General features: G+C 55.2%; 12 protein-coding genes. 10 read left to right on the top strand and 2 right to left on the bottom strand.

Annotated features, from left to right (window positions below):
* Nucleotides 1-44: 44 nt before the first annotated feature.
* Nucleotides 45-1265, bottom strand: coding sequence for a methionine adenosyltransferase (gene metK, locus ACT3TY_RS16235; RefSeq protein WP_193054318.1), 1221 nt, complete (start codon nucleotides 1263-1265; stop codon nucleotides 45-47).
* Between the two features lie 252 nt (nucleotides 1266-1517).
* On the opposite strand from metK, the gene tkt reads away from it, so the two are divergent.
* From tkt to ACT3TY_RS16185, 10 genes are all read left to right on the top strand, one after another.
* Complete coding sequence (gene tkt / locus ACT3TY_RS16230; protein ID WP_444628897.1) at nucleotides 1518-3509, top strand: transketolase; 1992 nt, start codon at nucleotides 1518-1520, stop codon at nucleotides 3507-3509.
* A 2-nt stretch (nucleotides 3510-3511) separates the two neighbouring features.
* Nucleotides 3512-3865, top strand: a complete 354-nt coding sequence (locus tag ACT3TY_RS16225) for a CidA/LrgA family protein (RefSeq protein ID WP_087109905.1) — start codon at nucleotides 3512-3514, stop codon at nucleotides 3863-3865.
* Entirely contained in the window at nucleotides 3855-4577 is a 723-nt protein-coding gene (locus tag ACT3TY_RS16220) for an LrgB family protein (RefSeq protein WP_193057325.1), read from the top strand. Before ACT3TY_RS16225 ends, ACT3TY_RS16220 begins: the two co-directional genes overlap by 11 nt.
* 73 nt (nucleotides 4578-4650) lie before the next feature.
* On the top strand, nucleotides 4651-5709 hold the full coding sequence (locus tag ACT3TY_RS16215; RefSeq protein WP_193057324.1) for a type I glyceraldehyde-3-phosphate dehydrogenase: 1059 nt from the start codon (nucleotides 4651-4653) through the stop codon (nucleotides 5707-5709).
* Nucleotides 5710-5767: 58 nt separating this feature from the next.
* Nucleotides 5768-6937, top strand: a complete 1170-nt coding sequence (locus ACT3TY_RS16210) for a phosphoglycerate kinase (RefSeq protein ID WP_444628896.1) — start codon at nucleotides 5768-5770, stop codon at nucleotides 6935-6937.
* Between the two features lie 66 nt (nucleotides 6938-7003).
* Nucleotides 7004-8068 carry a class II fructose-bisphosphate aldolase gene (fba, locus tag ACT3TY_RS16205; RefSeq protein WP_193054565.1) on the top strand — a complete coding sequence of 355 codons (1065 nt, stop codon included), beginning with the start codon at nucleotides 7004-7006 and terminating at the stop codon, nucleotides 8066-8068.
* 137 nt (nucleotides 8069-8205) lie between these two features.
* A complete protein-coding gene (locus ACT3TY_RS16200; protein WP_444628895.1) occupies nucleotides 8206-8556 on the top strand; it encodes a hypothetical protein in 351 nt (116 codons plus the stop codon).
* A 219-nt stretch (nucleotides 8557-8775) separates the two neighbouring features.
* Nucleotides 8776-9474, top strand: coding sequence for an HAD family hydrolase (locus tag ACT3TY_RS16195; RefSeq protein WP_193057320.1), 699 nt, complete (start codon nucleotides 8776-8778; stop codon nucleotides 9472-9474).
* A 2-nt stretch (nucleotides 9475-9476) separates the two neighbouring features.
* Complete coding sequence (locus ACT3TY_RS16190; protein ID WP_087109893.1) at nucleotides 9477-9851, top strand: translation initiation factor Sui1; 375 nt, start codon at nucleotides 9477-9479, stop codon at nucleotides 9849-9851.
* Nucleotides 9852-9908: 57 nt separating this feature from the next.
* Complete coding sequence (locus ACT3TY_RS16185) at nucleotides 9909-10817, top strand: nuclease-related domain-containing protein (RefSeq protein WP_192528660.1); 909 nt, start codon at nucleotides 9909-9911, stop codon at nucleotides 10815-10817.
* Between the two features lie 6 nt (nucleotides 10818-10823).
* Here ACT3TY_RS16185 and ACT3TY_RS16180 read toward each other — a convergent pair whose 3' ends face one another.
* Nucleotides 10824-12155, bottom strand: coding sequence for a deoxyguanosinetriphosphate triphosphohydrolase (locus tag ACT3TY_RS16180; RefSeq protein ID WP_193054568.1), 1332 nt, complete (start codon nucleotides 12153-12155; stop codon nucleotides 10824-10826).
* Nucleotides 12156-12506: the final 351 nt, after the last annotated feature.

Here is a 12506-nt window from a genome sequence, read left to right as displayed (position 1 = left end):
CAGAGCCAAAGGGGCGTTCTCTTACAAACCGCCTAGCGAATATCTTACAAACCAGCGGCCTTACGCAGCGCATCGGCTTTATCGGTCTTCTCCCAAGGGAAGGCGGTAAAGGTCTCAGTGTGCTGTTCGCCTTTATCGTCGCTCCAGGTGTAGCTGTGCTCGAACGGTGCCCGACCAAAGTGGCCGTAGGCAGCCGTCAGCTGATACATCGGGTGCAGCAGGTCGAGCATTTTGGTGATCGCGTAGGGGCGCAGATCAAAGTGCTCGTTCACCAGCTCAACAATCCGGGCATCGTCAATTTTGCCGGTGCCGAAGGTATCGATAGCAACGGAGGTCGGCTCCGCGACACCAATCGCGTAGGAAACCTGAATCTCGCACTTATCGGCAAGACCTGCCGCCACCACGTTCTTGGCCACGTAACGGCCCGCATAGGCCGCACTACGGTCGACTTTTGAAGGGTCTTTGCCCGAGAACGCACCGCCGCCATGGCGTGCCATACCGCCGTAGGTGTCAACGATGATCTTGCGGCCGGTTAAGCCACAGTCACCTACCGGGCCACCAATCACAAACTTACCGGTTGGGTTGATGTGGTACTGGGTATTTTCATTGAGCCATTCAGCCGGAATCACCTGTTCGATGATTTCGCGCTTGACCATTTTACGCAGGTCTTCCTGATCAATCTCAGGGTCGTGCTGGGTGGAAAGCACCACCGCATCAACGCCACAGGGTTGGCCCTGTTCGTTATAGCGGAAGGTCACCTGGCTTTTGGCATCCGGGCGTAGCCACGGCAACAGACCGTTTTTGCGCAGTTCAGCCTGACGCTCAACCAAACGATGCGAGTAGTGGATCGGCGCAGGCATAAACGAATCGGTTTCGTTGGTCGCGTAACCAAACATCAGGCCCTGGTCACCAGCGCCCTGGTCTTCTGGCTTGGTACGGTCAACGCCCTGGGCAATTTCAACACTCTGCTTGCCGATCAGGTTAATCACGCCACATGTCGCGCCATCAAAGCCAACGTGGGAAGAGGTGTAACCGATGTCGGTAATCACGTCGCGTACCAGCGTTTCCAGATCCACCCACGCCGAGGTAGTAATTTCACCAGCGATAATTGCTACACCGGTTTTCACCATGGTTTCACAAGCAACCCGTGCCTGTTTATCCCGGGCGATAATAGCATCCAGCACCGCATCCGAAATCTGGTCGGCAATTTTATCGGGATGACCTTCGGAGACAGACTCCGAGGTAAACAGGGAATATTCGCTCATCGCGCTCTCGACCCTCTGTATGACAGCTGCTCACTACTCGCAGCATCAGCAGGAAATCACGGCAGGAGGTTCCCTGCCCATATAAGGAAGCGGCCTTACCAGGTTGACCACCGCTTCGGGAGGCAGAGTCTACACGCTGTTGAGAGTTCTTCCCAGAATGTGGCCTATAATTTGCCGCTACATTTGCCGCAACAGGGGAAGTCAGCGACAATAGCGCCTTCATTATTTCCGTTTTCAGGCGAGGAGCACCCCATGCCGTCCCGTTTTGAGCTGGCCAATGCCATTCGCGCCCTTTCCATGGATGCTGTTCAGAAGGCCAAGTCCGGCCACCCTGGCGCCCCCATGGGCATGGCTGATATCGCCGAGGTGCTGTGGAATGACCACCTCAAGCACAACCCCGAAGACCCAACGTGGGCCGATCGTGACCGGTTCGTGCTGTCCAATGGCCACGGCTCAATGCTGCTCTACTCTCTGCTGCACTTAAGCGGCTATGAGTTAAGTCTGGAACAGCTTCAAAACTTCCGGCAGTTGCACTCGCCCACCGCCGGCCATCCGGAATTTGGCTACGCGCCCGGCATCGAAACCACCACCGGCCCGCTCGGTCAGGGGTTTGCCAACGCGGTCGGCTTTGCGATTGCCGAAAAAACCCTGGCAGCGCAGTTCAACCGCTCGGGCCACACCATTGTCGATCACCACACCTGGTGCTTTTTGGGTGACGGCTGCCTGATGGAAGGTATTTCCCATGAGGCGGCGTCGCTGGCGGGTACTCAGCAGCTGGGCAAGCTGATTGCGCTCTATGACGACAACGGCATTTCGATTGATGGGGAAGTGGAAGGCTGGTTTACCGACGATACCGCCAAACGCTTTGAAGCCTACGGCTGGCACGTGGTGCCCAATGTCGATGGTCACAAGCCGGAAGAGATCCAGGCCGCCATTGCACTTGCCAAACAGAACGATGACAAGCCCAGCCTGATTATCTGTAAAACGATTATCGGTTTCGGTGCGCCCAACAAGCAGGGCAAGGAAGAGTCGCACGGTGCGCCGCTGGGCGAAGATGAAGTTGCCCTGGCGCGCAAGCAGCTGGACTGGCCCCACGCGCCGTTTCATATTCCCGAGCCCGTGTACGCTGGCTGGGATGCGCGTGAAGCAGGTAAAACCCGCCAGCAGGAATGGGAAAAGCGCTTTGCCCGCTATGCCGAGGCGTTCCCGGCCGAGGCGCAGGAATTCAAGCGCCGCATGAAAGGCCAGCTGCCGGCTGAAATACCGACCGAAGCCCTCATCGAGCAGGCCCAGGAAAAAGGCGCCAGCATCGCCACCCGTAAAGCGTCACTGGAAGCGCTTAACGTGATTGGTCCGAAAATGCCGGAACTGCTGGGTGGCAGTGCAGACCTTGCCCCGTCCAACCTGACCTTCTGGAAGGGCGCCAAAGCGATTACGCCGGAAGATGCCAGCGGTAACTACCTGCACTATGGCGTACGTGAGTTCGGCATGGGCGCGGTAATGAACGGTATCGCCCTGCACGGTGGTTTTGTCCCGTACGGTGCAACCTTCCTGATCTTCATGGAGTACATGCGCAACGCGGTTCGCATGGCGGCGTTAATGGGTCAGCAGGCGATCTACGTATTTACCCATGACTCCATTGGCCTGGGAGAAGATGGCCCGACCCACCAGCCCATCGAGCAGCTGACCAGCCTGCGCACGACGCCGAACCTGAACACCTGGCGCCCGTGTGACGCCGTGGAAACCGCCGCCGCCTGGGATGCGGCCATCAAGCGTCACTCTGGCCCCACGGCGCTGATCCTGTCGCGTCAGAACCTGCCGCACCAGGCGCGCACCAAAGCCCAACTGGCTTCCATTCAGCGTGGTGGTTACGTGCTAAAAGACAGCGACGGTACGCCCGAGCTGATCCTGATTGCCACCGGTTCGGAAGTGGGGCTGGCCATGGACGCTGCCGCCGAGCTTGAAAAGCAGGGCAAAGCAGTACGCGTGGTCTCCATGCCGTCGACCTACCGCTTCAACGGTCAGGACGCCGAGTACCGGGAAAGCGTACTGCCCAGGGCGGTCACCAAGCGCATTGCCATTGAAGCCTCACATGCCGACTACTGGCACAAGTATGTGGGTCTGGACGGCCGTGTGATCGGCATGACCACGTTCGGCGAATCCGCCCCCGCGGGTGAGCTGTTCAAGCACTTCGGCTTTACGGTTGAGAATATCCTCAAAAATGCCAATGAACTGCTTGGCTAACAATGCCTGCACTTAATGGCTTTTTATGGCTAGTGAGTTACTGGTTGATCGGTGAAGTAACGGTTTACTTTACCGGCCTTCCGGTTTCATCCGGCGTTGTCGGTATGCTGTTATTAACCGCAACGCTTGCCGTTTGGGGACGAGTCCCCTCGACAATCGCCGCCGCAGCGCAGCCATTAATCGGCCTGCTTGCCATGCTGATTATGCCGGGCGTGGTGGGCGTGTTTTTTATTCTTGATGAGCTTGCAGGCCAGTGGCTAGCCATTCTTTGTGCGCTGATTGTGGGTACGCTATTAAGCGTGACCACCACGCTGTGGCTACTTAAGCGCCTGATGGAAAAAATGCATGCCCGCTAATGCCCTGCTAAGCACCTTAAGTACGACGCCGCTGTTTGCCGTTGGGCTAACGTTAGCGGCGTTTTTGTTGGGTAACCTGATTTTCAAACGATTAAAAAAGCCGACCTGGCTACCGGCTATTTTGATCGCTGCACTTCTGCTTGCTGCCACGCTTGCCGCCATTGGCCTGCCGTATGACACCTATCGGCAGGATGCCGCTTGGCTGACCTTTTTGTTAGGGCCCGCGACCGTCGCGTTGGGTATGCCGCTTTATCAGCAGTTGCCGCATATTCGGGCACTATGGCGACCTCTTACTATCTGCCTGCCGATTGCAGCCACGCTTGCGGCTTGCTACGCCCTGCTAATTGCCTGGGTGTTGGGTAGCTCACCCCTTATTCTCGCCTCTATTGCGGCAAAGTCCGTAACGGCGCCTATCGCGATTGGCATTACCGAGCAGATTGGCGGCTCGGTGGCGCTCTTGTTGGGCGCACTGCTGATTACCGGCGTTGCTACCGCCGCGTTCGTCAGCCTTGCTGCACGCTTTTTAAACATTGAAGACGAGCGCATTATCGGCTTTGCGCTGGGGCTAAACGGCCATGCGATCGGAACGGTAAGAGCGTTTGAAATCAGCCCGGCCGCAGGCGCCTTTGCCTCTCTTGGGATGAGTCTTACCGGCATTTTCACTGCCCTGATGCTGCCTTTCGCTTGGCATCTGATAGGCGCAGGCGGTTGAAATACGCTATTATTGCGAATGTTTTTTATTTATTGACGGTCACTGATTCACCTTCCAAGAGCCGCTTTCTTACATGGCTACATCTGCCTCTACACACGCTGCTCCTACCTATCGCATCGCCATTAATGGTTATGGGCGTATTGGCCAGTGCGTATTGCGGGCACTGATTGAACGTGGCGACTCGCGTCTTGAGGTCGTCGCTATCAATGAGCTTTCTGACCTGGCGACGATTACCTACCTGACCCGTTACGACACGACTCATGGTCGCTTTCCAGGAAACGTCGAGAATGACGGTGAAGCGTTAGTGGTCAACGGACAGCGCATTCAGGTGCTATGTGAAAAAGATCCACGCCAACTTCCGTGGAAAGCGCTGAAGGTTGATCTAGTTCTTGAGTGCTCAGGTAGTTTTAAAGATCGCGCGACAGCCGAGCAGCATCTAAGTGCTGGCGCAAAGCGCCTGCTGTTTTCACAGCCAGCGGAAAACGATGTCGATGCAACGATCGTGTGGGGAATTAATCAGCACGAGCTGACACTCTCTCAGCGCATCCTATCGGCGGCCTCTTGTACCACCAACTGTTTGGTTCCTTTGCTTACCGTGCTCGACGAAACGCTGGGACTGGAGCACGGGGTAACCACGACCATTCACTCTGCGATGAACGATCAGCCAGTGATCGATGCTTACCATCAAACTGATCTGCGCCTGACGCGCTCGGCCATGCAGTCCATTGTGCCGGTGGACACAGGGCTTGCGCGCGGCATCAGCCGTTTGATGCCACATCTGGAAGGCCGATTTGAGTGTTTACACGTCCGCGTTCCCACCATTAATGTGTCGGCGATGGATGCCGCACTGACCGTGCGTCACGACACCAGCGCCCAGGAAATCAATAACCTGCTGCATCACGCTAGCCAGCAGCGTCTTACGGGCGTGCTGGGCTACACCGAAGCGCCCATGGCCTCCATTGATTTTAATCATGACCCACATTCCGGCATTTTCGATGCGACCCAAACCCGCGTCGCTGGAAAACGCCTTATCAAGCTTTTATGTTGGTTTGATAACGAGTGGGGCTTTGCAAACCGCATGCTCGATATTGCCCAACGGTTAGCCGTGCTTTCCCGAGATCGCGCCGCTTAGTCGTATCGGCTAACTATCACTACCCGATTCACCGCCGGAAGACGAGGAAACCGCTCACATGAACGTGCAAAAAATGATGGATCTGCCTTTGGAAGGGCAACGCGTGCTGATTCGCGAAGACCTGAACGTGCCGATTAAGCACGGCAATGTCTCAAGCGACGCACGTCTGAAAGCGGCGCTGCCTACCATTCAGGCGGCGATGAAAGCGGGCGCTAAAGTCATGCTGATGAGTCACCTTGGTCGCCCAACCGAAGGTGACCCCTCTGATGAGTTCTCACTCGCCCCGGTGGCCAAACATTTAAGCGACCTGCTAGGCCAAACGGTCGAGCTGATCAGCGACTACCTTGAGACACCACCGACACTTGAAAATGGTCAGGTCGCGTTGCTTGAAAACGTTCGCTTTAACGTAGGCGAAAAGAAAGACGCAGAACAGCTCGCCAAACAGTACGCGGCGCTATGTGATGTATTTGTAATGGATGCCTTTGGCACCGCCCATCGCGCTCAGGCCTCTACCCACGGCGTTGCTCGCTTTGCACCAAGCGCGTGTGCGGGCCCACTGTTGGCGCAAGAGCTCGATGCGCTTGAAAAAGCCTTGGCCAATCCGGCGCGCCCCATGGCTGCGATTGTGGGCGGCTCCAAAGTCTCTACCAAACTTGATGTGCTTAATTCGCTATCGGATAAGTGCGATCAACTGATCGTGGGTGGCGGCATTGCCAACACCTTTATTGCCGCAGCAGGCTATAATGTGGGCAAATCGCTCTATGAAGCCGACCTGGTTTCCCAAGCGAAGGCACTGATGGAAAAGGTCTCCATTCCATTACCAACCGACGTTGTCGTGGCGACCGAGTTTTCTGAATCAGCCGATGCGGTGGTTAAGCCTGTCGACCAGGTTAACGACGATGAAATGATTCTGGATATTGGCCCTGAAACAGCGGCGCATTTGGCCAGCATGCTCAAAGACGCGGGCACCATTTTATGGAATGGCCCAGTGGGTGTATTTGAGATTGACCAGTTTGGTAAAGGCACGGAAGTTATCTCCCAAGCCATTGCTGATAGCAATGCGTTTTCTATTGCGGGCGGGGGTGATACGTTAGCCGCCATCGATAAATACGCGATTGCGGATCGCGTCTCGTATATCTCAACCGGGGGCGGTGCTTTCCTTGAATATGTTGAGGGCAAGCAGCTGCCTGCCGTTGCCGCGCTCGAAGTAGCCGCCAAACGCGGTTAACATTAAACGAATTGAACCTGCATATTTTCGCACTCGTTCACACTGATAACTAAAGAAGGTGACCCCATGGCTTTGATCAGCATGCGTCAGATGCTCGACCACGCTGCCGAATATGGCTACGGTATTCCGGCGTTCAACGTTAATAACCTTGAGCAGATGCGCGCCATCATGGAAGCGGCTGACGCGACCGATTCGCCCGTTATCGTTCAAGCCTCTGCAGGCGCACGTAAATACGCAGGCGCACCTTTCCTGCGCCACCTGATTCTGGCTGCCGTTGAAGAGTTCCCGCATATCCCGGTGGTTATGCACCAGGACCATGGCACCAGCCCTGCCGTGTGCCAACGCTCTATTCAGCTGGGTTTCTCATCAGTCATGATGGATGGCTCGCTGGGTGAAGATGGAAAAACACCGACCGACTACGCCTACAACGTTGATGTGACGCGTCGCACCGTTGAAATGGCCCACGCTTGTGGCGTTTCCGTTGAGGGTGAGCTGGGCTGCCTGGGTAGCCTCGAAACCGGCATGGCCGGTGAAGAAGACGGCATTGGTGCAGAAGGCAAGCTGGATATGGAACAGCTTCTCACCGACCCGGAAGAAGCCGCCGAGTTTGTTAAAGCTACCCACGTAGATGCCTTGGCCATCGCCATCGGCACGAGCCATGGGGCGTATAAATTCACCAGGCCGCCGACAGGCGATACGCTATCTATTCAGCGTATCAAAGAGATCCACGCGCGTATTCCAGACACTCACCTGGTCATGCACGGCTCCTCTTCTGTACCCCAGGAGTGGCTTGAGGTGATCAACCAGTACGGCGGCGAAATTCCGGAAACCTACGGCGTGCCGGTTTCCGAGATCGTTGAAGGCATCAAGCACGGCGTACGTAAGGTCAATATCGATACCGACCTGCGCCTGGCCTCTACTGGCGCCGTACGTCGCTTTATGGCTCAAAATCCGTCTGAGTTTGATCCGCGCAAATTCCTCAAGGAAACCGTTACCGCCATGCGCGATCTGTGTATCGCTCGCTACGAAGCTTTTGGTACCGCGGGCAACGCCAGTAAGATCAAGCCGATCAACCTTGAAGAGATGTTCAACCGCTACGAGCGTGGCGAGCTGGATCCGAAAGTTAAATAAATTCAAGCATGACGTAGGTTAAAAGACGGCCAGTTGGCCGTCTTTTTTGTGGTTAACACGCAGCCGATGCACATAAATATTGCGCCGCAGCATAAAGAAGTCAACACTGAACAGACGTTTATCTTCGGAGCTAATTTATGAAGCACGCGATACCGACTGCCTTAATTCCCATGCCCCCTTTCGCCATGATGGCTACTTGGAAAGTCGGCCTGATGGCCTTCGAGCTTTGGACATCGTCCCTTTCGACGATCAACCAACGCAATCAGCTATGGCAAACGCAGCCGTTTTTCAGCCCAAAAATGATGAAAGAGAACCAGCGTATGGTGACGGAGAAACTTGAAGCCAGTATGGAGGCGGGTTTCGCCATGCAAAAAACGTTACTGAATATGCTCAGCGGACAACATGTGCCCTGGTGGGTCACCAGCCGTCAGGCTATACAGCCTTATCACCTGCGTAGCAGTGCCAATTCGCGCCGTTTATCGCGCTAGTCGTAACGGATCCGGGCGCCGATACCACCTGGCATATAACGGTGCCTCGCCGGTTTTCGCTATTTCTTCGTTAACGCATCGTGCATGACTGGTTTATTGCGGCATTAGCTACAAAAAATTACGAAACAGTGTTCACAAAAGCCTAAAAATCTCGTTCAATAGGCATTGGGTAGTGTTCAACCAACACTGGTAGCGTTTAAGTCGCTGCAAGGAACCACAATGCCGCTCCCACTTTTGCTGTTTGACTGTGATGGCACCCTCGTCGATAGTGAACCCCTTTTAGCTGAAGAAATGTCGATAGGGCTAAACGCTGTAGGATTGCCCTTCGTACCAGCTGACTATCTTGGTGAGTTTCGGGGCGCTCGGTTCCGACGCATTGTGGCCGAGTTACAGCAACGCTACGGCGAAGTGGACCCTGACCAACTCGCCCTCATGGAAGGTGCCATGCGGGCCAATCTGGCTAATCGCCTTGCTGAAGAGCTGACACTGATCCCTGGTGCCAGAGAGGCGCTGGATAACTTGTCAGCCTATCCAAGTGCCGTTGTTTCCAACGGTCCTGAAACCAAAATTCGCACGGCACTTCAGGCCACCGGCCTAAACGATTACTTTGGTCATCGTCTGTTTAGCGGCTACACCGCTAATTGCTGGAAGCCTGAACCCTGTTTGCATCTGCACGCAGCCAGTATCATGGGCTATAGTGCGCATGACTGTATTGCCATTGATGACGCCCTGGTGGGTGTTCGTGCGGCACTTGAGGCCGGGATGACGGTCATTCATTTAAATCGCTTTCCCGATGCCGAAGAGACGCCAGAAAACGCTATCATGATTAGTAATATGTACCAGCTACCCACCGTTATTGAGCGCCTTTACCAAAAAGCCTGGAGCCTCCCCATGCCACAACGCTCAGTAGGAGGGTGACAATGGCCTCTTTACGTGACCAGCTTGGTGGGCTTGTATATTCAACGGAGCATGGTAAAACGTGCCCGGAGTGCCGTGAGGCACTGGATGCCTGCAGCTGTGAGGAAAACAGTGAGCAAGCACGCCTTGCTGCGCTGGATGGTATCGTACGCATTCGCCGTGAAACCAGTGGGCGTAAAGGTAAAGGTGTTACGACTATTAGTGGTATCCCACTGCCCAGCACGGAACTAAAAGCGCTGACGAAAACACTTAAAAAGCGGTGCGGCACGGGAGGAGCAGTCAAAGATGGCATCATTGAGATTCAAGGCGACCATCGAGATACGTTACGAGAAGCACTAACCGCGCAGGGTTATCAAGTTAAGCTAGCTGGCGGTTAATCCGTTTCTCTCATCAGGCCTGCCATAAGGTAGGCCGTTAAAAGGCAAGGCACTGCAATGGTTTGGCTGGAATACCTGCTACCGCTCATCTTTTTATTTCCCATGGCCGCGATGGGCGGCATCGTATTAGCCCTGCGCAGCCTGCATGATGCGCGCGTTGAGTCGCCTTTTGATGCGCCACTGCGTGAACCAGGGCAAGCACTACGCCATCGCCTTGACCAAGCCTTCTCAAGTCTTTTCTTAAATGGTGCTTTAGGTCCGATTATTAGCCTGGCCCCGCTGGTATACGGCATGGGAAGAATGTTGTTTGTCAGTCAACAAGATTGGGTGGAGTGGGCACTCTATGGCCTGTTAAGTACCCTGCTTGTGTTAACGTTTTCCTTATTATTGATACGTGATTACCAGCGCATCCGGCGACTAAAACTTGGCCTTGCTTGCGAACTGGCGGTTGGCCAGGAGCTTGAGCGGCTTATTCGTCCTGAGGCGCATCCTTACTACGTATTCCATGATGTACCAACCGACAGTTTCACTATCGATCACGTGGTGGTTACGCCGTATGGCGTGTTCGTGCTGGAAACGCGGGCGCGTGCATTAGCCATTGGCTCAGACGGCCGAGAGCTTAATACCGTGGCGGTTGAACGCGAGCGTTTACGCTTTCCTCATTGGCATGAGCGCCGCCCACTTCATAAGACACGTCAAGCCGTTAGCTGGCTTACCCAGTGGCTTGAACGACGCTGTGGTGTGCCGGTACCGGTACGGGGCGTGCTCGTATTGCCCGGCTGGGAAATTGACATCACCGAGGCAACTGGCGATGTGCTGGTGGTCAGTGGAGAGCAGCTTGCCAAGCAGCTCACTGACCTCAAACCTGGCACGCTAAGCGACCCAATCCATGACAAGATCATTTATTTGCTAATGGAAAGGGCGAGGCTGGTAGAGTTACGTCATCTCCGCCAGCCATCGGTCTAATGCGGCTTAATCGCCGCGTAAACGCCCCCCCATCTCCTGAGCAAGATCAACTGCATAGTGGTCGGTCATCCCGCCGATAAAGTCCAGCATGCGTCGATAGCTATCGTAAAGTGGCCAGGAGGGCAGTGGCGTATTCTCTCCTATTAGCGCCAGTACACGCTGATGCTTGAAGGATGACTGTCCGGTATGGTGCAACTCATGAGCGGCGCCAATAAAAGCCTCCAGTAGAATGCCTAGAGTGGTGTAGGCACCAATCTCTAGTTTGGCCTTACGCTCATTTTGGAAAATACGCTCGCGGGCCAGCTGCTTCGCCGCCTGTACGCCCCAGCCTAGATCCGGATGGCACAGCTCAAGCAGATCCTCTTTTAACGTGCCGTTTAACAGCGCCTGTTCATGCTGAACAAAAACCGCACCGACATCGTTAACCGCACGCTCCATGGCAGCACCGCGTAATAGGGCGATTCGTCGGCGCTGCGATACCTGACGTTCCTCCATATCCGCATACTCAGGCGGAAACTCCCCAGCCACTTGACGAAGGATTTCCACGACTTCTTCATAACGCAGAATGCCCATTTCCAGGCCATCTTCCAGGTCCAGCAGGGCATAGCAGATATCATCGGCCGCTTCGACTAGCCAGGCCAACGGATGGCGACACCAGCGCTGCTCCCCCTGAGGCAGCAGACCCACTGCGTCGGCGACCTCTTTTAAGAGCGCCTGTTCAGACTGATAACAGCCAAACTTACCCGCTCGCCCGCTGTAGCGCACGGTCCAGGGGTACTTCAGCAAGGTCCCGAGTGTTGCGGCCGATAAACGCATACCGCCGTTAAACTGGTTATATTCGATCTGGGTAATAACACGAAAGCCCTGCGCATTGCCTTCATACGTGAGCAGGTCTTCCCGCTCGGCTTCTGACAAGCCATCCAGTAAGCCGCTACCTTGTGCGCGGCGAAACCAGTCGCGGATCGCGTACTCTCCGGCATGACCAAAAGGCGGATTACCAATATCATGGCCCAAACAAGCGGTTTGTACGATAACGCCCATATCAGCAGGCGTAATCCATTCTGGCAGGCGATCATGTAACAGCTCACCGACAATCATGCCTAAAGAGCGGCCCACACAGCCCACTTCCAGCGAGTGAGTCAAACGTGTGTGGATATGATCATTTTCAGTTAACGGATGTACCTGGGTTTTACGCCCCAAGCGGCGAAAGGAACCTGAAAAAACAATTCGGTCATGGTCTTTATGAAAGGGGCTGCGGCCAATTTCGCGCGTATTATCCGGGCGTTGATCGTGCAGACGTCGTGGGGAAAGTAACTGGTCCCAGCGCATTTGTGTCATGGCAATCCTCCTTAATGAGTGCATTTTGACACAAACGGTGGTCCGGCGTGAGTGATGAGTGTCAGTGCCGGGGGTGTATTGCAGGAGCTGACTCCAATCAGCGATGCGCCGCCCCGCTGGGATGGGAGTAAGTTGGTACGGTGGCCTCTTCCCCCCGGGCACCTAGCGGCGCCTTCGCCGGCTGAAGCCAGCTCCCACATTAGAATGACGGCGCCCCATACCGTTGTAGATTATGGGCTGGCCTGCCCCTGGTTGTGGGAGCTGGCTTCAGCCGGCGATGCAGCACAAAGTGCTGCTGGGGTAGCGGCTGATCCATCACGCTGAAGAGTGCCTTGCTGTCTTTTCCTGCAT

This window comes from Halomonas sp. AOP22-C1-8 (assembly GCF_052378905.1).
GTDB lineage: Bacteria > Pseudomonadota > Gammaproteobacteria > Pseudomonadales > Halomonadaceae > Vreelandella > Vreelandella citrativorans.
Note: the sequence above shows the minus strand (reverse complement) of the source record. Positions and strands in the feature narration are given on the sequence as shown.